Annotated in this window: 16 protein-coding genes; 8 read left to right on the plus strand and 8 right to left on the minus strand. The window is 60.2% G+C overall.

What is annotated here, in order from left to right:
- Window positions 1–35: 35 nt before the first annotated feature.
- Both V7116_RS00335 and V7116_RS00340 read left to right on the plus strand, forming a co-directional pair.
- The gene (locus V7116_RS00335; RefSeq protein WP_324389222.1) at window positions 36–1,601 is read left to right on the plus strand and encodes a TolB family protein; all 1,566 of its coding nucleotides are present in this window, start codon (window positions 36–38) and stop codon (window positions 1,599–1,601) included.
- 38 nt (window positions 1,602–1,639) lie between these two features.
- Window positions 1,640–2,500, plus strand: coding sequence for a DegV family protein (locus V7116_RS00340; RefSeq protein ID WP_324389225.1), 861 nt, complete (start codon window positions 1,640–1,642; stop codon window positions 2,498–2,500).
- A 172-nt stretch (window positions 2,501–2,672) separates the two neighbouring features.
- Here V7116_RS00340 and mfd read toward each other — a convergent pair whose 3' ends face one another.
- From mfd to V7116_RS00355, 3 genes are read right to left on the minus strand one after another with little or no spacing between them, the layout of a single operon-like run.
- Window positions 2,673–6,188 carry a transcription-repair coupling factor gene (mfd, locus tag V7116_RS00345; RefSeq protein ID WP_324389227.1) on the minus strand — a complete coding sequence of 1,172 codons (3,516 nt, stop codon included), beginning with the start codon at window positions 6,186–6,188 and terminating at the stop codon, window positions 2,673–2,675.
- A 16-nt stretch (window positions 6,189–6,204) separates the two neighbouring features.
- Window positions 6,205–6,858, minus strand: a complete 654-nt coding sequence (gene pth / locus V7116_RS00350; RefSeq protein WP_324389229.1) for an aminoacyl-tRNA hydrolase — start codon at window positions 6,856–6,858, stop codon at window positions 6,205–6,207.
- A gap of 45 nt (window positions 6,859–6,903) precedes the next feature.
- Window positions 6,904–7,677, minus strand: coding sequence for a hypothetical protein (locus V7116_RS00355; protein ID WP_324389231.1), 774 nt, complete (start codon window positions 7,675–7,677; stop codon window positions 6,904–6,906).
- Window positions 7,678–8,362: 685 nt separating this feature from the next.
- Here V7116_RS00355 and V7116_RS00360 point away from each other — a divergent pair.
- The 5 genes from V7116_RS00360 to ndk all read left to right on the plus strand — a co-directional run bounded on the left by V7116_RS00360 (window position 8,363) and on the right by ndk (window position 18,992).
- A complete protein-coding gene (locus V7116_RS00360) occupies window positions 8,363–10,798 on the plus strand; it encodes a sodium-translocating pyrophosphatase (protein ID WP_324389233.1) in 2,436 nt (811 codons plus the stop codon).
- A gap of 179 nt (window positions 10,799–10,977) precedes the next feature.
- The gene (locus V7116_RS00365) at window positions 10,978–12,006 is read left to right on the plus strand and encodes a histone deacetylase family protein (protein ID WP_324389235.1); all 1,029 of its coding nucleotides are present in this window, start codon (window positions 10,978–10,980) and stop codon (window positions 12,004–12,006) included.
- 85 nt (window positions 12,007–12,091) lie between these two features.
- Window positions 12,092–16,102 (plus strand): tetratricopeptide repeat protein, encoded by a 4,011-nt coding sequence (locus V7116_RS00370; RefSeq protein ID WP_324389237.1) that lies wholly within the window; start codon window positions 12,092–12,094, stop codon window positions 16,100–16,102.
- Between the two features lie 73 nt (window positions 16,103–16,175).
- Window positions 16,176–18,443, plus strand: coding sequence for a tetratricopeptide repeat protein (locus V7116_RS00375; protein ID WP_324389239.1), 2,268 nt, complete (start codon window positions 16,176–16,178; stop codon window positions 18,441–18,443).
- A gap of 96 nt (window positions 18,444–18,539) precedes the next feature.
- The gene (ndk, locus tag V7116_RS00380; RefSeq protein ID WP_324389241.1) at window positions 18,540–18,992 is read left to right on the plus strand and encodes a nucleoside-diphosphate kinase; all 453 of its coding nucleotides are present in this window, start codon (window positions 18,540–18,542) and stop codon (window positions 18,990–18,992) included.
- Window positions 18,993–19,090: 98 nt separating this feature from the next.
- Here the strand turns inward: ndk and rsfS are convergent, their stop codons facing one another.
- Both rsfS and thpR read right to left on the minus strand, forming a co-directional pair.
- Window positions 19,091–19,408, minus strand: a complete 318-nt coding sequence (gene rsfS, locus V7116_RS00385) for a ribosome silencing factor (RefSeq protein ID WP_324389243.1) — start codon at window positions 19,406–19,408, stop codon at window positions 19,091–19,093.
- Window positions 19,409–19,514: 106 nt separating this feature from the next.
- Complete coding sequence (gene thpR / locus V7116_RS00390; RefSeq protein ID WP_324389245.1) at window positions 19,515–20,111, minus strand: RNA 2',3'-cyclic phosphodiesterase; 597 nt, start codon at window positions 20,109–20,111, stop codon at window positions 19,515–19,517.
- Between the two features lie 167 nt (window positions 20,112–20,278).
- On the opposite strand from thpR, the gene V7116_RS00395 reads away from it, so the two are divergent.
- Window positions 20,279–22,642, plus strand: a complete 2,364-nt coding sequence (locus V7116_RS00395) for a tetratricopeptide repeat protein (protein WP_324389247.1) — start codon at window positions 20,279–20,281, stop codon at window positions 22,640–22,642.
- 67 nt (window positions 22,643–22,709) lie between these two features.
- On the opposite strand, the gene V7116_RS00400 is transcribed toward V7116_RS00395, so the two are convergent.
- The 3 genes from V7116_RS00400 to V7116_RS00410 form a co-directional block, all read right to left on the minus strand.
- Window positions 22,710–23,507 (minus strand): SCO1664 family protein, encoded by a 798-nt coding sequence (locus V7116_RS00400; RefSeq protein ID WP_324389249.1) that lies wholly within the window; start codon window positions 23,505–23,507, stop codon window positions 22,710–22,712.
- Complete coding sequence (locus tag V7116_RS00405; protein WP_324389251.1) at window positions 23,507–24,013, minus strand: DUF3090 family protein; 507 nt, start codon at window positions 24,011–24,013, stop codon at window positions 23,507–23,509. The genes V7116_RS00400 and V7116_RS00405 overlap by 1 nt, the downstream gene beginning before the upstream one ends.
- A gap of 104 nt (window positions 24,014–24,117) precedes the next feature.
- A complete protein-coding gene (locus V7116_RS00410) occupies window positions 24,118–24,789 on the minus strand; it encodes an MSMEG_4193 family putative phosphomutase (RefSeq protein WP_324389253.1) in 672 nt (223 codons plus the stop codon).
- Window positions 24,790–24,947: the final 158 nt, after the last annotated feature.

The following is a 24,947-nucleotide window of genomic DNA, read 5'->3' on the forward strand; positions in this document are numbered from 1 at the left end:
CTGCGTGGACCGAGTGAAAGCGCCTTAATTTGCCAATGCTTACGCGTATCAACCGTCAATCGTGGATCGTCCTGGTTCTCCTCGCGGTCATCCTTGCCGCCTGTAATTTTGCAGTCGGCACGCCTACACCGGAGCCAACCGCGACTTCGACGGAGACCTATACGCCGAGTCCTGAACCGACCGCGACGGCCTCTCCGACCACGACACCGAGTCCTGAGCCGACCGTGACGCCAACGGCCACGCTGACGCCGAGTATCACGCCGACCGCCTCGGCGACGCCGATGGCGACGGCCATGTTTACCAATGATCAATGGACGAGCTTTTCAGTCGATCCGGCGCTGGCAGGTGGCATCGACAGCGCATGGTTCGCGTTCATCAATGCCAACGAGCGCGCCAGCACGGAAAATATGCTGACGCCGGTGCCGTCGTCCGATACGGAAACCGTGTATCTGGTCAATCCGTCGACGGGCGATCGCGTCAGGATCATGGATTTGCCCTATTCGACAGGTGACCGGGTGTACTGGTCGCCGGACGGCATGAAAATGTTGTACTTCCTGGAGCCGTCGATCTCCAGCAGCGGCGTGCAGGTCGGCGGCCTGTATTTGTTGAATATGCGTTTAGGAATCAGCCTGCGCGTGTTGGATATTTCCACACTCAGCCCGCGCGGCATCCCGGAGCACCGGCCCGTCTGGTCGCCGGATAGCACGCAGTTTGCGATCGCGCTGCCGACCGATTATGACGTGGACATTTTTGTCATTTCGGAAGACGGATCTTCGTTCCGCAATGTGACGTCGAGCGGTGCGTTTGACCTGTGGCCCGCATGGTCGCCGGACGGTCGAACGCTGGCGCTCGTGTCGGATCGGGGTACCTGCCCAAGCTGGATCCCTGGGGACGAGGATTCGTGCGCGGCCATCGACGCAACCGCCCCACTCAGCGGGCGGCTGTTCACCGTGGAGTTGGAGAGCGGCCAGCTTGAACAGGTCTCCGAAGTCGCGGTGGATGGACCTCCAACGTGGATTACGAATTCACAGGTGGCTTTTTCTACCGGTGTAGCCGATGTGTTCGCCAGCGAGAGCCACGTGTTTCTGGCGGACGTGACATCAGGCACGGTGCGCCAGATTTCCAGCGGGGATCAGTCGGTCAATCTTGCTCCCGCATGGGCACCCGGCGCAACCGGCGTGGTGTATTACGAGGCGAACGATCCGGGGCAGGTGATCCTGCGCGACCGACAGGGGAACCGGATTGCGTCGCTGGATGATTACACCTTCCCACGGTACGGATTCTCGGCATCCTGGTCACCGGATGGCCGCTACGTGGCTATCGGCGGGCATAACGGCCAGTGCCCCTACGGTCTGATCGTCGCAGGCGAGAATTTGCAAATCGTATATGGCCCGACACAGGCCCCGCGCGTATGTGATCCCTCCTATTCACCGGACGGACGGTGGCTGGCGTTTGCGGGTATCACGTATGTGGCCGGAGTCGATGACGGGCGACTTGACGTTTACATCGGGCAGCCTAATGGTTACAGCGCGCAGAACCAGACGGGCAGCCTGAGGGGAGAAATTCGATTGCTGGGATGGATCGGTCCGAAAGTCAGCTAAAACAACAGTGACAACAGCGCACTCAAAAGGGGGATACGGTGACAGCACGCACGGCACTCGTCACAGATAGCACTAGCGACCTGTCGCACGATCTGGCAGCTGAAAAGCACATTCATGTTGTGCCACTGTATGTACTGTGGGGCGAAGAAACAATGCGCGACGGCGTCGATCTGGAGACGCCCGATTTCTACCGCATGCTGGAAGCATCGGAAGAAATCCCAAAAACGTCGCAGGCATCCCCTCAGGATTTCGTGGATGCGTTTATTGCAGCCCGCGAGACTGAAAACGCCGATGAGGTGGTGTGTGCGCTGATCTCAGAGCAGCTCAGCGGCACCTATGCATCTGCGATTCAAGCCAAGTCGATGGTCGATTTTCCGGTTCATGTTATCGATACGCAGCAGACGACATGGGCATTAGGCCATGCGATGCTGTCTGGCGCGGAAGCGCGCGACGGTGGCGCGTCCCCGGAGGAGATCGCAGACGTCATCCGGCAGGTGGCAATGCGGCAGCGTATCCTGTTTACGGTGGAAAACCTGGAATACCTGCGGCGCGGCGGGCGAATCGGCAACGCGCGCCTGCTGATCGGCACGGCGTTGAACATCAAGCCGGTGCTTCAACTGAAAGACGGCGTTGTCGCGTCGGTGGATAATGTGCGTGCGCGCCGCCGTGCAATGGATCGTATTTTGGCGGAGGCGGAGGCATTTGCGGGCGAGCATCCCATGACCCGAGTGGCGGTCATTCATGGCAATGCCGAAAGCGAAGCGCAGTTTCTACTAGGAGAAGTGAAGCGGCGTTTTGCGCCGGATGATCTCCGTATCGGCTATGCGTGCATGGCGATCGGCGTGCATACTGGCCCCGGTGTGTTGGGATTGATCGTAGAGCGTGGCCTGTTGGATTAGTGGGATAACCATTTCCCACACAAAACAACATTCCATGCTGTCTCTGGTGGGTTTTATCACTATCGCCGGATAAATAGAATGGTTAACTATCCAACATATCCCACAAAACCCACATTCTTGTGGGATATGTTGGAATTCCGTTTGGGAAATGTGGGTTAACCTGTGTGATTCGCTATTCACTACCTTCTTGAATCAAGTTTACCTGAAGCTTTTCCAACACCTCCAGCAAGTTTCCCTGCCATATGACATCTTCCAGCGTTTCCTGGGGCAGCCAGACTGCCGTCCGGCTGACTCGCACATTGTGGCCTAGCTCTAGTTGCAGCGCAGGGCGATCGACGCCCGCCAGATAAGGCAGGCGAATGCTGATCTGCCCGTTCTCGCTGGCGATGGCGGTTACGTTAGAGTGCTGCGCCAGCAGCTTGACGCGCATCTGGAACAGTAAATTCTGGACGGTGCGGGGCAGAGGGCCGAACCGGTCAGTCAGCTCCGTCTGCATGTCATTAACCGCGGCCATATCCCGCAGTTCGGCCAGCCGCCGGTACAACTGGATGCGCAGGGCGGCCTCTGGGATGTAGTTGGTGGGGATATAAGCCGGGATAGGCAGGTCGATGGTGACCGTCGGGGTCGAAATCGGGAGCTGCGGCGCTTCACCTTCGCCCTTGAGGTGGCGCACTGCCTGGGCCAATAACTGCGTGTAGAGGTGGAATCCCACCGCTGCGATGTGACCGCTCTGGCGCGTGCCAAGCAGGTCGCCTGCACCGCGAATTTCCAGGTCGCGCATGGCGATGTTCATCGCTGCACCGAGTTCCGTCTGCTCCCCGATCGTGTCGAGGCGCGCACGCGCCTCCGGCGTCAGGCGGTTGGTGCGCGGGTGGAAAAAGTAGGCATACGCCTGATTCGCACCGCGCCCAACGCGCCCGCGAAGCTGGTAAAGCTGGGCCAGCCCGAACCAGTCGGCACGGTCCACGATCAGGGTATTGGCATTGGGGATATCCAGCCCACTTTCGATGATCGATGTCGAGAGCAGCACATCGTAGTCACCGCGCGCAAACGCCGTCATCACTTCTTCGAGCCGGTCCTCATCCATTTGCCCATGCCCGATGACCACACTCGCTTCGGGCACAACACGCGACAGGCGCGCGGCAATACCCTGAATCGTCTGGACGCGGTTGTGCACGAAAAACACCTGCCCGCCGCGATCGACTTCGCGCAGGACGGCTTGGCGTATAACTTTGTCATCGTAGACGCCCACCTGCGTGATGATCGGCAGGCGCTCTTCGGGCGGGGTCTGGATCATGCTGATGTCACGGATGCCGGTCAGGCTCATATACAACGTGCGCGGAATGGGCGTGGCAGTCAGAGTGAGCACGTCTACTTCGGTGCGCAGCTCTTTGAACTGCTCCTTGTGCGTCACACCAAAGCGCTGTTCCTCGTCGATGATCAGCAGGCCCAGGTTCTTGAGCTTGACGTCTGGTTGGAGCAGACGGTGCGTGCCGATGATGATATCGACCTGACCCTCAGCCAGATCGTAGATGATCTTGCGCTGCTCAGCAGGGCTGCGGAAACGGGACAGCATCTCTACTTTGACGGGGAAGGGCAGCCGCCGCCGCGAGAAATTGTTGAAGTGCTGCTGGGCGAGTACGGTTGTGGGGACCAGGATGGCGACCTGTTTGCCATCCATCACGGCCTTAAATGCCGCACGCAGCGCGACTTCCGTTTTCCCATATCCCACATCACCGCAGATCAGGCGGTCCATCGGCTGTGGGCGCTCCATGTCGGCTTTCACTTCGTCCAGCGCGCGCAGCTGGTCGGACGTCTCGATATAGGGGAACGATGCCTCAAGCTCGGCCTGCCAGGGTGTATCGGCACTGAACGCGTAGCCCTGAACGTTCTCGCGCGTGGCATACAACTCCAGCAGTTCGCGGGCAACTTCCTGCACGGCAGCCTGGGTGCTGGCTTTGGTGCGGGACCAGTCTTGCGAACCCAGCCGGTTAAGCTGGGGCGGGCGTTCATCCGCGCCCACGTAGCGGGACAGCCGGTCGGCCTGATGGATGGGCACGTAAAGCAGGTCGCTGCCTGAATATTCGATGACGAGGTACTCGCGTTCAGTCTCGTCGATTTGGCGTTTTCGCAGCCCGGCAAAGCGACCGATGCCGTATTCGACATGCACCACGAAGTCACCCACTTGCAGATCGGCAAAGTGTGATTCGGGCGGCAGGGCGCGCGGCTGCATGCGGCGGCGCGGCTCGGGACGCTTCCAGCCGAAGATCTCGGCGTCGGTCAGGAGATGCAGTTCGGTGTGGTCGCCGCGCAGCACCCATCCTTCGCCTAGAGAGCCTTCCACAAAGGTCAGGTATCCCAGATCGCCGGGACTTTCTATCACGGTCACCGGATGAACATAATCTTCCTGTTCGCCCCATAGTTCCGCCAGCCGCTGTGCCTGCTGGGTGACGATCACGACCGGGCGCGTTTCGTCGTACAGGCCGACCAGATCGTCAAGTACGGATCGAAGCTGCCCGCCGTAGCGCTGCCCCGGTGCGAACAGGTCTCCCAACGCGGGCGTCGTATCACCGGGAATTTCGTAGTTCGTGCCGAGGTGGAGCGTCTGCCGCGTCGAGATTTCGTCCTGAAGCTCGGCCCAGGTGAAGTAGGGCAGCGGGAAATCGGGCGGAAGCTGGTTGGAAGACACCTTGTCTTCGCGGTTAGCAAGCGCCTGCTCTTCCATCTCGGCCATTGTGTCGCCCAGGCTGCCCCAATCGTCCATGACGATCAGCGCGTCGTCCGGGGCATAACTGAGCAGGCTGGCCGGGTACGAATAGAAGTAGGGCAGGTAGAATTCGCTCTGCGGGAAGGCAACGCCATTCGCCAGCGGTTCGGCGTCCGGCTGCATCGACGTGACATCCTCGGTGGGATCGGGCTGCGACACGAACCAGTCATGCAGGCGTTCGGCGACCGACAGCGAAAAACGCGGCAGGGCTTCGCGGGCCGGTGTGACGACGATCTGATCGATGGTGTCCATCGATCGCTGCGTAGACGGGCTGAACGTGCGCAGACTTTCGATCTCGTCCCCGAAAAACTCGATGCGCACGGGCACATCGGCGGAGGCAGGGAAGATGTCGAGAATGCCGCCCCGGCGGCTGAATGTGCCCGGCTCCACCACAATCGAGGCGGGCATATATCCCACCTGGAGCCACGTACGCAGCAGCTTGTCGGGATCGCTGATCGCGCCGACTTTGAGCGCGCGCGATCCAGACCGGAACTCGCGTACGGGCAGTGTCTTCTGCATGAGCGCGTAGGCGGACGCGACGACTACCGCTGGCGCGTTCGACTGCACCGGCGTGCCGATGGGCGGCGCAAGACGGGCCAGGGTGTTCAGGCGGCTGCGGATAGTCGTGGCGGTCCAGGGTGAGCGCTCGTAGAAGCTGGCGCTTGGCTCAGCGAACCGCTCCACGGACCGGTCCGGCATCCAGACCGGAAGCTGCTCAGCTAGGTTGTGTGCGCGATCGACCCGGCCTGCCAGGAACATGATCGGGCAATTGAGGTCTTCCGCCAGCGCCGCAGCGACGAACGGGCGGGCTGCCCGCATCAGCCGCTGATCGACAGTGGGGCGATTCGCGCGCAGGTCGTCCAATAACTGCCGGTATATGCTGCTCTGACGCAGCAGCTCCAACAGCCCATTGAGATGCATAGAGTCGTGATCCGTTCTACTGTAGACTTGGTCCGGTAGATGGGGTGGGTGAGGCGTGCGGTTTGGCGGGCGTGTCGTTCTGATCCGGCTCGTTCACCGATCCGTTGAAGTGATTCATGGCCGCATCGAGTCCGCTGACCAGCCATGTTTCGACCGCTTCATTGACGCGCGCGATCGCAAGCTGAAGCGTCGCGGTTTCTTCGCCATCAAATGGGCGCAGGACGTACGCCGCCGGGTCCATCCGGTTGGGCGGACGCCCGATCCCAAACCGGATACGAGGAAAGTCCTGTGTGCCCAGCCGCTGGATGATGTCGGTCAGCCCACGATGCCCGCCCGCTCCGCCTTTGTGGCGGATGCGCAGCGTGCCGAAGGGCAGGTCCAGGTCATCGAATATGACCAGCAGGCGTGATGGCGGGATCTTATAGAACGCCATCAGCCCCTGTGCTGCGCTGCCGCTCAGATTCATATAGGTCTGGGGTTTCGCCAGCAGGACACGCCGCCCCGCGATTGTGCCGTCGGCGATCTTGGCATGGGAGCGCTTTTTCGGCTCAAACGCAATGTGATGTGCCTGTGCCAACGCATCAACGCAGCGAAAGCCGACGTTATGCCGGGTGTTGTCGTATTCTTTGCCGGGGTTGCCCAGGCCGACGATCAAGTAACGCTCGGTCATCGTGTAGTCGTATTGCCTTTGTAGTCTCGAAAGGACGGAAATGGTTCAGTATGGTCTGTGGGAGGAATCCCGCTGAGGCCATGCCGGGTCCTGAACGGACGAACGAAAGCGCCTGTGCAGGACAGCATAGAGCAGTACTAGCATGAACACTCCGCCGCCAATGATCGCGCCGGTGCAAAAAGCGTCTTGTACGCGCCCGACATTGACGGTGGTTTTAGCCTGCGGCTCGTTATCGTCCAGCAGACTTGGGGCGGCGGCCTGCCCGTTTTCCACGACGATTCCGGCAGCGCCCCCATCATTCGGATTATTGCTTGGCGGCTGTTCTACCGGCGACGTGGGCGAAGGACCGGGCGTGATCGCCAGCGGCGTCGCTGCCAGCCCGCTGCCCGGCACCGTTGGAACCGGCGTAGGCGCGCTGTTGATGACGCGCAGCCCACGCACGACGTACTCGCCGATGTCCCCGGTTGTCAGCGTGACGCTCAAGCGAAGCTGGTACGTGCCATCGGGAACAAGGTTGGTGTTCCAGGCTCCCAGCACGCCGTTATCGACCTGCTGCGTGACGCGCTCCTGAACCGGGATCCACTGCTCGGCAGGGTCACTCAGATCATCGTATTCCAGTGTGTAGCTGGCAAATGCGCCAGAATGACGGGCGCTGCCGCTGATGCTCACCATGCCGAACAACTGCTGTCCGTCGGTGGGGGAGGTGATGACCGCCGTCAGCTCACCGTCCGGCGACTGGGCACGAGCGTTCCGCCCGCTACCCCACAGCGTGCCTAACGAGATGATCACGGCAATGGCATAAATTGTCCGCCGCTTCATGAGGCGCCTCTCTACCCACCTGAGCGCAACGCAATCGGCTAAGTTTACCCAGCGCCGGAGCGTCCTGCAAGCGTGGAAGCGCGCATTTTATAGGGTGGAGTTTCGTAGAAATTCATTAATTTTTTATCTAATTGAATTGACAGAACACGCGGTCTATGGCATAATCTCGCTATCGATCAACCCGGTTGGTCGATCCCAAAACTGCCATCCCAAAAAGAAGGAGGTGGTGTCGATGTATGATAGTAGTAGCACGTATGGCGCTGTGACACCCCTCCTCTCGGTTGAGAGCTAGTGTCACAGCGCCAGCAAAGTTCGTGAAAAGACCCCGACTCGTCGGGGTTTTTTCATTTCTGGGCCCTCAACGGCCTGAATCGGCCCCAGAAGGGCGATTGTTAACCGGTAACAGGATGCTATTCCTCACTTTTTTGACCTCCAAACCTAAACTCTAGGTCTATTCACCCTTTGCGCTGTGGTCCTAAATTTGCGAACGGGGTAGAATTTAGCCCGTGATTTGGCCCGCCCTAACCTAGTCTGCTTAGGCCGGTGATTAGGAGCATTTCTGCTTCGTCGTAACACCCTAATTAAATATGGGCGTCTGTTTTTTTGGCTAAATCATGCCTGCTGGTCGTCGCAGGTCGTTCTTAGACCTACATCTTTTTTTAATATAGGAGGGGCATCGTTCACCATGTTCCAAATGGATATCAAAGCCTTCGAGCAAGTCATGATGTTCATCGTGCTTGCGATCGCTGTCGTAGCCTTAGCCTACGCCTTTTGGTTACGCAACTTCATTATGTCGTCCGACAAGGGCAACTCCGAGATGCAGCGCATCTGGGGGTACATCCGTGACGGTGCGAACGCTTATCTCCGTACGCAGCTGAAGACGGTTGCCGTGCTGATCGTCGTGCTGACGGTGGCGATGTTCCTCAGCGTGTTTGTGGTTAAGCCAACCCCCGAAGCTCGCGCATTCTTCGATAACGACGAAGACAAAGCCCGTATCGTGATCGCGATCGCTCGCGCGCTCGCGTTCGTCATGGGCTCGACCTTCTCCGCGATGGTCGGCTTCTTTGGCATGAATATGGCCGTGCAGGGCAACGTGCGCGTGGCCGCTGCTGCCGAAAAGGGTGGTTACCAGGAAGCCCTGAAGATCGCTTATCGTTCCGGCACGATCACGGGCATGCTGACCGACGGCCTGGGCCTGCTGGGGGGCACGACGATCTTCATCATCTTCGGTGAAGCTTCGCCGGATGTGCTGTTGGGCTTCGGTTTCGGCGGTACGCTGCTGGCGTTGTTCATGCGCGTGGGTGGCGGTATCTATACCAAGGCGGCTGACGTTGGTGCAGACCTCGTCGGCAAGGTCGAAGCGGGGATGGAAGAAGACGATCCTCGTAACGCTGCTGTGATCGCTGACCTCGTCGGTGACAACGTGGGTGACTGTGCCGGTATGGCTGCGGACATCTTCGAGTCCTACGAAGTGACGATCGTTTCCAGCCTGATCCTCGGCCTCGCGCTGACCGCCATCAACGGCGAACTGTACTGGATCGTGCTGCCGCTGCTGGTCCGTGGTATCGGCGTGGTGAGCTCGATTGTCGGTACGTACGCGGTGTCCCTGTGGCACGTAGACGACGCCGAAGAGGCGATGTTCAAGAGCTATGAAGTGTCGAGCTTCATCACCATTACTGCGACCTTCCTGCTCGCGTGGCTGTATGCGGGCCAGCTTTCCCTGGCGACCCTGGTGGCCGTCGGTGTGGCTCTGGCCGTGGTGTTCAACCCGCTGACCTCTTACGCAACCAGCGCCAAGAGTGAGCGCGTGAAGACTATCGCTGCGTCTACGCGTTATGGCCCGGCCTCGGTGATCCTCGAAGGTCTGTCGCTGGGTTATCTGTCGAGCGTGTGGGCGCTGTTCGTGATCGTTGCAAGCCTGACCGCTTCGATCCTGGTCTACAGCTTTGACTTCCCGGACAAGTACGAAATCTTCGTCGTGCTCGGTGGCGCAATCCTCTCGGTCGTATGGATCATTCGCCGCCAGCAGCAGGGTCACCTGATTGAAGGCCTGTTCTCTGCGCTGTGGATTATGGTGGCGGCGCTGTTCGTCGTCAGCATGCACGAAGTTCCGGAAATTCACCGCTACAACTACATCCTGTTCGGCATCACGCTGATCGGCGTTGGTATGCTCTCGCACACCGGCAACAACGTCAGCATGGACTCCTTCGGCCCGATTTCTGACAACGCTAACGGTATCGGCGAGTTGGCGGGCATGGGGCCGGAAGCGCGCCAGATCATGGCCGATCTCGACGCGGCGGGTAACACGACCAAGGCTATCACCAAGGGTGTGGCGATTGGCTCGGCGGTTATCGCTGCGGTGTCGCTGTTCGGCAGCTTCTTCGCTGACATTCAGCGTGTGAAGCCGGACTTCGAAGAAGTGATCAACCTGGCGAATCCGACTGTGTTCGTCGGCCTGCTCATCGGCGGTTCGCTGCCGCTGCTGTTTAGCGGCCTGCTAATCAAGGCTGTGAACCGCGCTGCGGGCCTGATCATGGCCGAAGTTCGCCGCCAATTGCGTGACCCGAAGATCCTAGACCGCACCAAGACCCCGGACTACGCCAAGGCCGTGACCATCTCCACGCAGTCCGCACAGCGCGAGCTGGTTCCGCTGGGCGTGATCGCCGTGCTGGCCCCGATTGCTGTGGGTCTGCTGTTGAAGGAACAGGCATTGGGCGGCTTCCTGGCGGGCGTGATCGTCTCCGGGCAGCTTCTGGCCGTGTTCATGTCGAATGCGGGCGGCGCCTGGGACAATGCCAAGAAGTACGTTGAAGACGGCAACTATGGCGGCAAGAACAGCGAGAATCACAAGGCGAGCGTCGTGGGTGACACGGTCGGTGACCCGCTGAAGGACACCGCTGGCCCTGCACTGAACCCGATGATCAAAGTCATGAACCTCGTTTCAACCATCATGGCCCCGATTATCGTCCAGTACGATGGCTACAGCATCGGTGTGATCATCGCGGCGGCGTTGGCCGTGGCTGCTATCGTGTACGCGGTTCGCCAGAGCGACCGCCGCATCGAAATCGCAGACGACGCGGCCTCCGAGCGTATCACCACGGCAGTCAGCGCGAGCGACTAACTCTGACTGTTTGACCAACTGAAAGCGTTACTGCTGCGGCCCATTCCGGTATGTGCGGGAATGGGCCGTATTGTTTGCATAAGGGAGGGTGCAAGCGGGACTTTCGGTCGATTTCCGGCTGGGCGGAGCCATTCTATAATGGGGGCCATCTTGTTCGCTGCCGGGTAGAAAGAAGTGTTATGCCTACCGCCTACGCTACGGCCAGCTGCTTCGCGCTGCACGATAGGCCCGACCATCCCGAAAACGCCCGCCGGTTATTCGCCGCACAGCAAGGGCTGCTCGATGCCGGATTGAATGAGCGTCTGGCGGAGGTGGATGCGCTGCCGGTAAGCGACGACCTTCTGCTTGCTGCTCATGCGGGGGCGTATTTGCACCGGCTTGGCCAGCTTGCCCAGGGCCGCAATTCGATGCTTGGGCCGGATACGTATGTGACGCCGGAGTCTTACGACGTGGCGCGAACAGCGGTCGGCAGCGTCGTCGGGGCGGTTCATGCCGTGCTGGAAGGCCGGGCCGCAAATGCGCTTGCGGCAGTTCGTCCGCCCGGTCACCACGCGACGCCGACACAGGCGATGGGATTCTGCCTGTTGAATAACATCGCGCTAGGCGCGTGTTATGCCCGGCGCGAATTCGATCTTGAACGCGTCTTGATCGTGGATTACGACGTGCATCACGGGAATGGAACGCAAGATATTTTTTACGACGATCCATCCGTGCTGTTCGTCTCGACCCACCAGTGGCCGCTGTACCCTGGAACCGGGGCGATTGCCGATGTGGGATCCGCGTTAGGGCGGGGGATGACGATCAACGTGCCGCTGCCGCCCGGTACCGGTGATCGCGGCTACGCGGCTGTTTTCGAGCGCATTGTCTGGCCCGCGGCAGAGCGTTTTCAACCGGAACTGATTCTGGTATCCGCCGGGTTTGATGCTCATTGGGATGATCCACTGGCGCAAATGGGATTGTCTCTGGCAGGGTACAGCCACCTCACACGCGAGCTGATTCGCATGGCACAGACGTTGTGCAATGGGCGGATCGTGTTCGTTTTGGAAGGAGGCTATAATTTAATTGTACTGCGATACGCGTGGGCAGACGTTGCGCGCGCGCTGCTAGGCGACGATGAGAGCGCCGATCCGTTGGGGGCTGGGCCTCGCGGCGAACCAGATATTGCATCGGTACTGGCACGGGTGACGACCGTTCACCAACTGGATTAAGGCTGCCGCACCGGTTTTGCTCATCTGTTCTTACTATTGCATAATTGGTAAATGCTGCGCCTGAGTATTGCGAAATGGGTCGGTCATGGCGAACACCGTAACACTTCAAGCCTATCTGCAAGAACTTAATTTCATGCTAGACAATGACGCGCCTACCGAGGTGGTTAGCCATTGCCGGTATATTCTGCAGCATTTCCCGAAGAACGTGGCCGTATATCGCCTTTTGGGGCAGGCGCTGCTGCAAAAGGGCCAGAACGAAGTCCAGCCGCAGCTTCTTGAGGAAGCTGCTGAAATCTTCCGGCGGGTCCTCAGCGCGCAGCCTGATGATTACGTGGCGCAGATCGGGTTGGGCGAAATCGCTGAGCAGCGCGGCGCTTTGGACGACGCGATCTGGTACTTCGAACGCGCGGCTGAGCAGACTCCCGGAAATAACGTGCTGCAAGACACCATCCGGCAGTTGTACGAAAAGCGCGGCGTACAGCGCAGCACCGAAGAAAAGCTCCCGCTGACGCGTGTCACGCTCGTCCGGCAGTATTTGAAAGCGGGCGCGCACGATCAAGCGTTGAGCGAAATTCGCGGGGCACTGGCAGACACGCCCGATCGTCTCGATCTGCGTATGCTGGAAGCGGAAGCGTTGTGGGAAAGCGGGCGCTGGACCGAGGCGGGTGAGGCGGCGGCAGCGGTTTTGCATGACTGCCCGGACTGCCTGTCCGCGAACCGTATCATGGCGGGCATGTGGCTCAAATACAAGCGCCCAACCGATGCGCAACCGTTCCTGGCGCGGTTGGAGTCGCTCGATCCGCTGGCTGCCGCACGCGTATTAAAGGCGGATGGAGAGGTTGCGGATGTCGTCGCGCTGCCCCGGCTGGACTATACCAGCAAAGCTGCCGCATCGCTGACTTCGGAAATGCCTGAATGGGTGCAGGATCTGGGCGAGACGGACCAGTATACGAATCCGTTCGAGGCCCCGCCGATCGAGCCGCCAGCGCCTAGTATGCCTGCTTTCCACGAAGAACCGCCCTCGGCGGGGGTTCCTGATTGGGCTGCAATGTTTGCCGGGGCTGAACCGGAGCCTGAACCTGCATGGCCGCAGGCACAAGACATGGGTGCTCCGCGCGAGGATATGGGCTCCTCACTGCCGGAAGATCTTTGGGATGCGCCTTTTCCCTCGACGCCTTCCTCGCCTGCCTCACCGTCGGCGCCCGCTCCGCTGGCAGATGTGCCGGACTGGTTTGCCGAAGCGATTCATGAACAGGCTGCACCTGAAGAACCCTTTGGTGCGGCTCAATGGCCCGGCCCGGATACCCTGAGGGCCGATGACTATTCTGAGGCGCAGTGGGACGCGGGCAGTGAGCAAGCGCCGGAATTCGACAGCTTTTTTGAAAATCTCTCGGCTGCTCGGAGCGAGCCGGGCGAGTTCGGCGGCGTAATGGAGTCAGATCTGTTCAGTTCTGGCGGCAGCAGTGACACAAGTGAAGATCCGTTTGGTTCCGCACCTGCTGGCGACAGCGGCTACGCGCTGGACTGGATGAACGATCTGGGTGCGCCTGCGGCTGAACCAGCCCCCGCACCAGAACCTGAGCCGGATTTCACGACGCCCGATCTGCCGTCCTGGGATTCGCTTGCTGAACCGGCTGCGCCCGCACCGGCGGACGACTGGCTTGCCAACTATTCGGCGGAGACTGAAGAAGAACCGGAAGCTGAACCGGAACCCGATTTGAGCGAAAACGACTGGCTCTCGGTTCTCGAAACGCGTGCCACGGCGGGCACGGAGCACGACGTGGTTCCCGCTGAAACGCCTGAAGAAGATGACTCGTTGAGTGAAGAAGACTGGATTACGCGCCTGTCCACCGGGCCGCTGGACAGCCAGTCTCTACCCGAATCGACCCAGGATCAACTCGATTTGCTGGGCGATCTGAACTTTGCGGCGGACGAGGAAATCAGCAGCTCGGCGGTTGAGCCGGAACTGCCCGAACCGGAGACATCTGCGAAGCCAACGATCACCGAGGAAGAACTGGCAATGCTGCGGCGGGCGTCGATGCCGCCACCAGAGCTTGATCCCAACGCGCCGTTTGTACCCGAGGATGTAGAGGCCGTGCCCGCGGAGGAGATCCCGTCGTGGATGCAGCCTCTTGAGCCTGAGGAACCTGCTGCCGAAACCCCCATGCAGTCACCGGAGGGTAAAGCCTGGGGGCAAATTGACGCGGCCAGTTTCGCAGAAATGCTCGATACCGAGGCGGCACAACTCTCCGATGAAGAGATCCAGTCCGCGTTTATGCCCATGGAACAGCCAGGCGATGCGTCCGACATGTTCAACTGGTTGGGGAATAACTCGACAGAAGAATCGGATGAAGCCGCTTCAGATCTAATGGGTGTGCTCGATCTTCCGCCTGCGTCGCTGCCGGGCACGGTTGAACTCGATGCGGAACTGCTGGCGTTCTTCGAGACACCTGCGGAGCCTGAGACGCCCGCCGGGCTGAGCCTGCCGGGTACGGACGTTCTGCCGGAAAGCTCGGAGTTTGGGCATGCATTTGAAGAGAGCACTGCGGCGGAATCTTCTGACGAGCCGGAACGCGATTGGCTGAGTTCCTATGCTGCACCCGAAATGCCCTTGGAAGAGGAGGCGGAAGCCTCTGCTTTTGCGGAGAGCGTTCCGGCTGAGTGGATGCCACAGGATCTGGATCTCGGCCCGCTGACGAACGATATCGAATCCGAGCCGGAACAGCCTCAAGCGGAGGTCGCGCCGGTTTGGAGCGATGAAATCGAGGCGCTGACTGCGGATACGCCACCCATCGATGAAGCTGAAGAGACTGAACTCGCTGGCGTGACCGGGCTGGAAACCGACGAATCGCAGGATCAGCCGGTGGCGCTTGATGTGGAAGAGATCCGCGAGGTATCCGGGGATGCCGAAACGCCCGGGTGGCTGTCCGCTATGCAGCCCAGCACGGCGGAATCCCCGCTGCTGGCGGAATTGGACACTCTGCTCAATCAACCGTACGATCCCTTCGAGAGCGGGCGTGAAGATCAGGTCCCGAGTTATGCGACTGCCGGGGAAACCGGCATCCTCCAGCCCAACGAACAGCCGGATTGGATGACTGCCTTCCTGGATGGCGAGGCGGATGAAGAGGCGGAGCCTGCTGAAGCTTCGGACGCACTCGCAGCGCCCGACAAGCCCGCGAGCCGCGCTGCGGTTCAAGGGGAAGGCGTTCTGGCCCCTGATGCTGAAGAGGATTGGCTGGCGTCGCTGGAAACGGACGATGAAGTCGAGCCGGATGCTGACATTGTGGACGGAATTCCTGCTGTGGCGTCGCAGCCCCGCGAAGAACCAGCACTAGCCGAATCAGAGAGCGAAGAATCGACGGAATCCGGCGGTCTGGGCGGTGTATATGTGCCGCTTCAGTCGCGCCAGCCGAAATTGAACTATATGCCAGATTGGTTGGCGGCAATCGCGTCTGAAGGCAAAAAATTCGACGCGGAACTGAATGCCGCTGAACAGCCAGATGCGGACGAATTCGAACCGGCCCTTGAAAACGCGCCAGCCAGCGCCCCTGAACCACAAGCAGATGATTGGTACGCGCTGGCAGAGGAGACCGCGTGGCAGGTCGAGGATGTGGCAGAGCTTCCGCAGGATGCGTCTGAATCTGTCCAGCCCGCGGCATCGCTGGACGTCGAGGATCTGATGGAGGAAGCCCACGAACCAGCCCCGGAGGCAGCACCTGGCGACGATACGAGTGCCGCATCTTTTCTGGAACAGCTGGATCAGGTAGGCTGGCTGCCGGAAGTACGGGAAGAAACCGACGGCGACGAGGCTGTGCCCGAAGAGGATTTCCTGACCGATCTGGATCTGGGCGACCTGAGCGATACGATTTATTCCGCGCAGTCATCCGCGCCTGAGCCAGAGGTTGCGCCCGCGTGGGATCTGCTCGATACTACTAACGATTCGCCCGCGCAGCAGGACGATTTCGCGCCGACGGACAATTTTGCGTTTGACGATGAAGAATTACCAGCATGGTTTCGTGGGGAGCACGGACGCGATCAGGGGTTAGGCCCGGATAGCGGGCTGCCGGAGTGGCTGCGTTCGCCCGACGAAGATTAGCATGAGCCGCATGGGATGAGCGTGCGCCGAGCGTTGCGGCTTATGCCCACCACACGCGCCTAGGAGGAATGGTATGGTTCCGCCGCCAGATGATGCCGGCATCGAATTCCCTGATTTTGATAAGATGACGCTTGAGGAGCAAATGGCATGGCTGGAAAGCCTTGCCCGGCGTCAGGGTGCAAATGACGAGGAATTCACGACCGCCGCGGACTTAGATATTGCTATTCCCGAGGACGCCGTTGTGGACGAGCCGGGCTATGTGCCGTTTTTCGAGCGCGAGCGCGGCAGCGCACCGCGCGAGGAAGCGCCCGCACAGGAGGCCCCCGCGCCACAGGCATCTGCTCCCGAACCGGAGGTTGTCGAAGCCCCCGAAGAGCCTGTAGTGGAAGAACAGTCCGTGCCGGAAGTGATTGAACCGGAAGCTGACCCCATGCGCTGGCTGGACAGCTTTACGCCGCACTCGGAAGACGCTTTCGGCGAGCTGGATCTCGATCTTGAGCCTGCTCCGCTTGAAGATTTCGATCTTGACGCATTCGAACCGCTGGATCTTGAGCCGCCCGAACCCGTTCAGCCCAGCCCGCGCCCGGTTGATCCCACGCGCGAGGCTCCGCCCGCCGCCGAGTTTATTGAGGCAGATGGTGAGCTTGAACCGTCCGAGGAGTTCGATTTCAATGCGCTGTTCGGAGAATCCGAGGCGGCAGTAGAAACCGAGCCGCAGTCTGCCAGCGAGGATCTTCCAGGCGGCTTTGACCCGATGCGTTGGCTTGAAAGCCTTGCGGTTCGTCAGGGCGTGCCCACCGAGGAACTGACTACCGCCGCCGATCTTGAAATTCCCGAGCTGCCGGAAGATACGGTCGTGGATGAGCCGGGCTATGTGCCTTACGACGCGACCGACGGCACGCGCGAACCGGACTCGATTCGCCGGATGGCCTCGGAAGTAGAGCCACCTGTGTCCGCCGCGGAAGACACCGCCGCTCCGGCGCAAGAAAGTGTGCCCGCTGCGCCGCCGGATGTTCCGGAATTGTTCGAGGATGAGCTTGCCGGATCGCTGGCGTGGATGTCCGACCTGACAGCGGCCCCCGAACTCGATGAATTTGCCGCCATGCTTGACGTGGACCAGGGAACGCTCGGTACAGAGTACCCCGTCGCTCAAGATATGGGGCAGGGGCAGCCTGACGAGGACGAAGAAATCTCGCTGGAAGAACTGCTGGCCGGGCTGACCGACGAAGAAATCCTTGAGCTTCAGGTGCGGGGCGAGCTGACCGGCGAGCAGGAGTTAATGTGGCTCCAGCGGCAGGCGGAGAAGCTGGCGGAAGCGCGGCAGCTTGAAGCGAGCCAGGCAGGCACGCCCGAAGAAACACTCGAAGAGGCCGAACCCGCCGTTTTGCCGGATTGGCTGGAAGAAATGCGCACCGAGGCCGAGCAAACGGAAGCTGAGGTGGTCGAGACGCTCGAACAGGATCTGTTCGCCGCCGAACCGGGAACCTTGCCGGATTGGCTCACGCCGCCTGAATCGGCTCCGGTGATGGGAAGTACATCCGAGGAAGTGCTGGACGCGCTGTGGGGCGAGGCCGTTACTGGTGATACGCCGTTGGAAGCGCCGGTCGAAGTGTCCGCGTCGGAAGTGGATGCTTTCCTCTCCGATCAGTACGCGGTAGAGCCGGATCCCCTGGCGGATGCGCTCGATGCGGAATACGAGCGGCGGATGACCGGGGACAATTCCGAGCCGGACTGGTACCGTGACGCCACTGCTGAAAGCGGCGAGCTGGAACCGGCAGCCGTAGACGAGTCGGAGCTTGATCTCCAGCCCGCCGTTCCTGTCGATCTGCCGGATTGGCTCAAAGACGAGACGGAATCCGAAGAGGCCGTGGTTTCTGGCGACGAGCCTGCATGGCTGCTGGAATCGGAACCTGCTGCAGAGCAGGCCGCTGCCGAGGCGGTTCCTGATTGGCTTGAAGCGTCCGCCGACGTATTTGATGCCGAACCGGCGATACCCGAACCGGCAGCGCCTGCCGTCCAGCGTGAAGCGGCAATACCGGCCAGCCCGCAGTTTGAGATGTACCGCGAGCAGCTTGAGCAGGATCCTGCGGATCATCCCGTCCGGCTGTCTTTGGCGCGCGCTCTGCGCTCTAGCGGCGAGGTCGTCGGCAGCCTGGACCATTACGAGGTCCTGGTAGAATCAAATTCGCTGCTGCCGGATGTCTCCGAGGATCTTTCTGCGCTGGCGAGCGAACAGCAGGCGGATACGCGTGTCCATCGCCTGCGCGGGGACGTTTATATGCGCCGGGGTATGTTACAGGAAGCGCTGGACGCTTACCGGACGGCCCTGGAACAACTGTAGGATTGAGGGTACACTAAGCGGACTATCAAGTGGGCGGGGTGACGACATCCGGCCCACTTCTACTGAAATGGCTCAGATCAATTCTCTGGAGGACCTGTGGAACGCACACTGATTATCATCAAGCCCGATGCCGTACAGCGCGGCCTCATCGGTGAGATCATTCGCCGGTTCGAAAACCGCGGCCTGCGCATCGCGGGCATGAAGTTCATGCTGGTAACGCGCGAAATCGCCGCCCGCCATTATGCCGAGCACGAAGGCAAGGGCTTCTACGAGGGCCTGATCGATTACATTACGTCCGGCCCAGTGGTCGTGATGGCGCTCGAAGGCAAGGACGCGATCAACATCGCGCGCAACACGATCGGCAAGACTAAGCCCGTCGAAGCCGCGCCGGGCACGATTCGCGGCGATTTCGGCATGGAAGTTGGCCGGAATCTGGTGCACGGCTCGGATAAGCCGGAAAGCGCCGAGCGCGAACTCGGTATTTTCTTCGATGCGGCGGAACTGTACGACTGGACCCGCGACGTGGATCGCTGGATCTTCGAAAATTAAGCGGTCAGTTTGCCACGCAAACAAAAACGCTGCACCCGGTATCATTCCGGCGCAGCGTTTTTTGTTCTTTCACCGTGGAATGCGGCTCGAAATCGGACTCACTGCATGTGGACGACGACGGGGGCGTTGTGCCACAGCCCTTCGAGGTCGTAATAGGTGCGTTTTTCGGGCAGAAAACCGTGAACGACAATATCGCCGAAGTCGATGAGCACCCAACCGTTCTGCGCTTCACCTTCGGTTCTCCAGGCGGTGATGTGGTACTGCTTTTTGACTTCTTCAGCGATGTGATCCACGATGGCTTTAAGCTGCCGCTCGCTCGTTCCTGTGACGATGACGAAATAGTCTGCGATGGGCGAGACCTGGCGCATATCCATCAGGACGATATTTTCGCCTTTAATGTCCGATGCAAGGTCCACGACTGCGTGGGCGAGATCTAGTGTTTCCAGGGGTTCAATCCTCCCAAGTTTGGTAATCGTTCCTTTGGCTTATTGTAGCACGGCTCTAACAGAGCGCCATGCTAACTCACTCCGACGGGTGGAGCAGGGACTGCCCGATCTCGGTATACACCGCGCCGCCGGGCTTTAGTTCGCTGCGCATGAGGCTGATACGGTCTACTGTCCAGGTTTCATGTTCGGTGGTAGGCTTGTCGCTGAGCAGTGTTCCGAGCTTGGCGAGAGCATCCCGGCGGGCTTCCGGGCGCACGCGCCCCAGCGTCAGGTGAGGGCTGAACGGGCGGTCCTCCGTCGGGTAGCCTAACGGCGCAACATGCGTTTCGACCGCATCGCGCAGCGCGTTCAGGGCAGACCGGCTGCGTTCGATCCCAATCCAGATCACACGTGGGCGGGTCGCGTTGGGAAAACAGCCCAGCGAGCCCGTTTCTAGCGTGAAGGGGGTATGCCCCCGCGCGGCTTCTGACATCGCGCTGCGCACGGCATCCAGGTCCGTTACAGGCACATCACCCAGGAATTTGAGCGTGAGGTGGATTCCTTCCGGCGCGACCCACCGCACCGATCCTGCCGGAGCCTGACGCTTCAAATCTGCCTGCGTGCGGCTGAGCAGACTCAACGGCGGATTGGGCAGTTCCACAGCGATGAAGACACGCCACATTTCAGGAGACATACACATTCCTTTTGTGCCGGGTTTTGTTCAGGCACGTTGTCTATTATACCTGCCACGCCCAGACGCAGCAGGTTGCAGTCTTGGTAGTACTTTTGCCTGCTATCGGCACGAGGGATGTTGTAGTAAAATGTCCGCAGCGCTATCGTGTAGGAAGAATTAAGACCTGCATGGCTTTCGAACAAACAGAGCAAGCTAGGCAACTTTTACAGCAGGGGATTGCGGCGGCACGCGGGGGGCGGCCCGAGCGTGCGCGCGATTTGCTCCAGCAGGCAGTGCGGCTCGATCCACAAAACGAGACGACGTGGCTGTGGCTGAGCAGTGTCGCGCGTGATGACAAAGAACGCCTCTTTTGTTTACGGCAACTGCTGACGATCAATCCGCAGAATGAATTCGCGTTGAAGGGATTGCGCGCGTTGGGCGCTGAGCCGGTTGCTGCCAACCAGCCGACCGCGACGCCCGGTGTGCCGATTCTGGACGACGATAAATATGCGCGACTCCAGGCTGAAATCGACGCGTTCGTTCACCGTTACGCACCGCTTCCTCCCACTTCGGCAGCGGGGCAGTGGGTGCACCGCACGCGGGGTCGCTATGGCGAAGGCGGCGCGCAGCGGCTGCGAACGGCGGCGTTTATCGTGGCCGCGCTCGTGGTCGTGGGGCTGGTAGCCCTGGTGGCTCTGGCTGGCGAGAACATTCAGAGCTTCCTGACCGGGACCGAGGTTGCGGCGCGTGCAACGCACGTATTGACGTCCACGCCGACCGCGACGGCTTCTCCCACGCCCGGCGGGGCGACGCCGACACCGTTCAGCGAGTCCATGGCTGTGCCTCCGACGCAGATTCCCAGTGGCATCCAACCGGGCAGCATTTACGGCGCGACTTCTACGCCCGTATATCCCGCCCTGGACCCGAGTATCCGCGTCATTGAGGGTGCGATCGACCGCTACTCGTCGGGCGACTATCCGAACGCGATCGGCACGCTGACGATCGAGCAGGAAGGCTCAAGCCCTCACTGCTATTCGGCCATTGTTTACTACGAGGCGATGAGTTATCTCGCCCAGGGTGGAACCCAGAATGTCAACCGGGCTGATCAAATTCTGGAAGATGCGCTATCCTACCAGCCGTCTGATGTGCGCTACAGCACGTGCCAGGATGCGCCCCTGGTCTTGACCGGATTGGCTAATGTCCGCCGCGTCCAAGGGCAGTACGATGAGGCGATTAGCCTGACGGATCAGGCGCTGGCGGATGATCCCAAGCTGGTGCTTGCCGTGGTGGAAAAAGCACGGGCCCTTGACGCGATGGGGCAGGGCGATCAGGCACGCAGCGTGGTGTTGGAAGCGCTGACCGATCTACCCAACGACACCAATCTGCTTGTCGTGGCGTCTGAACTTTCTCTCAACGCGGGACAGCCGTCCTCTGCGCTCGATTTCATCGGGCGTGCGCTCTATCTCAATCCCTTGCTGCAAGATGCACTCGATCTTCAGGCGCGCATTTACCTGCGGTTGGCGGATGGGGCATCGGGGCAGGCGCAAGAAGAATACTTTGGTCTGGCGGCGCTCAGTTCCGAAACGCTGCTGCTGCACTATCCCGGCGATCCACGCGGTTACCTGTATCTTGCCCAGGCGCGGATCGGTGAGGGCAAAGACGATCTTGCTGAAACCGCACTGACGCGCGTGATCGCTTCCGCGGATGCGCTGCCCGCTAGCGCTGAGTCCATCGTCGAAGCGGCATACCGCTTGCGCGGCGATCTTTATTACCGGGCGGGCCGGTTGGCCGCAGCGCGTGATGACCTCGAAGAAGTCGCGTTCGACGATCCGCAAGCGATGGCTCAACTGGTGAACCTGGATCTGCGTATGGGTGATTACGCCAGCGCGGCAGAAGGGATCGACCAACTGGTCGCTTCAAGCCCCGACGACGCGAATTACAGACTGCTCCAGGCCCATATACTGGTCGAGATTTGTACCTTCTATGAAAATGTCGTGGACTGCGACTATGACGGCATGGCGGTCCTGTTAACCGATACTTTCATCGACGGGCTGGGCACACCGCTTCAGCGTGCGGATGCTCATTCGTACCGGGCGCAGGCCACAGTCTTGCTGACAGAGCGTCGCGCGGAATCACTGTCGCCAGCGGATCTTTCTGTCGCCTATCAAGGTGCACTGGCCGACGTGAATCAGGCGTTGAGCGTGCGGGAGACCCCGATCGATCATTACTATCGCGGACGCATTTTTGAGGCTCAGGGGCAAAGCAGTTCGGCGCTTGAGGAATACCGCTGGATTGGCTACTGGAACCGGCTCTACGACTATCCGTTTGTTGACACCGCGTTCGAGGAACGTGTGGCCGCGCTCGCGGAGATCGTCAGCGCGTCGCAGCCGACCGTGACGCCGCGACCGGATAATCCGACGCCGGTACCACAGGCAACGCAAACGCCTGCACCGACGACCGTCCAGGGCACACCGTCACCGACGCCGAGCCCGACCCCAGAAGCGACGGCAACCCAACCGCCGACGCCTCCGCCCGCGCCGCAGCTGCCATAGCGGGGACCCTATAGGATTTCATGACCGCCAACTGGCGGTCTTTTTTTTGTGGCGAATGCGACCGGATTTAGATGGGAGGCCAGGGATAGTTGGGGCCGGGGCCGGGCTGTGGAAACGTCTTGCAGTCGATGATCTGGGTCGTGCGCTGAAGCAGCGCCCGGATCTCAACTGTGCTGAGCAGCTTGCTCAACGCCTTGTGCAGCGTTCCGCCGCCGCCGATCTGTTCCGCCAGAGTGCACACATCCGCTATCAGCGGATCGTCAATCGGCTGCCCGGCAAAGTCCCAGACGACAGTACGCAGCTTGGGAACCGCGTGGAAGGTAAGTCCATGATCGATAGCCCACAATTTGCCCGATTCGTCCAGCAGCAGATGCCCGCCCTTACGGTCAGCATTGTTGATGAGGAAGTCGAACAGGGCATATTTTTTGAGTTGCGGCGCAAACTGCGCGTCGAGGGTGAAATACGTAACTTCCGGGTTGTGCGACACGAAGTATTGCAGCGATCCCAGGCCATGTGGCCCCTGACGCAAGACTGTAGGCGGCACGAGATGCCACCTGAGCGCTTCCGACACGTGGTACGCGGCAACCTCGCGGTAGCACAACGTGCCGTCGGGAAAATCCCACAAAGGGCGTTCCCCGCGCTGGGGCTTGTAGACGGCGGTTACCGTGGGGCTGTCCTCGCCACTGACGGATACCAGCGCCGCGTAGTTCGATCCCCAGCGCATGACGCCATGCGTGGTGGAAATACGCCCTTCACGCAGCAGGTGTTCCATGCGCTGTGTGAAGGACGCGATCGTATTTTCGGTGCTGCCAGATGGCTCCGCCGGATCGGATGGGGTAGGCGGCTGGTGAAGGTCGTCGGTCATTATATCCAGTAGTACGTCAAGTGCCCGTTGCTCTTCGGATCGACGCGGCCCTGCCTGACAACCTGGAGCGTGTGTTCGCTCAGCGCGCGCATTTGCTCGCGTGTGCCCCACAGGCGAACGACCTGTGGCTCAGGCACTAACGCGGGATCTTCCTCTTCCGAGGCAACGAGTTCCTGGGCAACGAGGACGACCATGTTTCGCGCCTCCTCATACCCCAGGCCCATCTGGGCGATGCGGAACATAGGATCGATGGGGTCCCGCAGGGACATGTCCCACCGTGACAGGTTCACTTCGTCTTCGGAGACTTCGGGTAACTTGACGGCGAGGTCATCCAGCATTTCGACGATTGCTTCCGCCAGTGCGCGGGCCTGTTCTTTTTCGAGAACGAGGGTGATGATTTCGCTGCCGCGCCCGCCTTGAAGGTGAAACAGGCGTTTTCCCTTAGGACCGACGGTCCCGATAGTCACAAAGTCCACAGGATCGAGTTCAATTTCGTTCCGAGGCATCCTCGCTAACACCTTTCAGAACATGGATGATGGCGCAATTAATTGCCAATCTCTAACGATTTTATGGCTGTGCTGTTTGGATGACAACAAACGATGAAATTGGATCAGCCGCCGCCGAACAGGCCGAGAAACCGCTTGCGTCGTTTATCTTGTTCGCCAGGTGGTTCGCGGCGCGGTAAATGGCTCGTGTCGTTGACGCACACGATGTACGGGCGGCTCTGCCCGAGCGCCAGAATCGTGAGCGACGCGGGGGAGATCTCAATGCGTTGGAAAAAGTCGATATGCGCGCCGAGGTAGTGAGCAACGATCAACTTGATGATGTCGCTGTGCGAAACGACGACCACGCGCCCGGAAGGGTATTTTTGGAATAACTGCTCCAGTGCATCCACTGCGCGGGCCTGCGCCTGGCGAATCGTCTCGCCGCTCGGAAACTGTACCCGGCTGGGATAAGTCTGAACGTTATCCCACAGTTTTTCGCGCCGCAGGTTGCTGAGCTTGGCGCCTTGCCACGTGCCGTAGCGGACCTCGCCCACGCCCTCAAGCGGCTCGACCTGCATGCCCTCATGGTGCGCTGCGACCGCCTCGGCTGTCTGCACGGTACGCTCAAGCGGGCTGGCATAGATCGCAGCCAGTTTTACGCTCGCCAATCGTTCCCCGAGCGCCGCCGCCTGAAGTTTTCCATCATCATTGAGGTGAACGCCGGGTGTCCAACCCGCCAAGCGGCCAGTGCTAACAAACGTGTTAGTGGCGTGGCGTATAAGCAGGAATTCAGTCATAACTTGCCCCACTTCACGATACGAAGATAATAACATAAAAATAGCATGGTCACCTGTGGACATACCACAGCATTACCGCAAAACGAATGAGTTTTTTACGCGTTTTTTGTTGCTTTCTAAACGTACCTGGACTAACGTTGTTCTAGTGCAACTGTTGC

Origin of the sequence: Aggregatilinea sp., assembly GCF_036822615.1 — a bacterium.
In the GTDB taxonomy this organism is placed as follows: domain Bacteria; phylum Chloroflexota; class Anaerolineae; order Aggregatilineales; family Aggregatilineaceae; genus Aggregatilinea.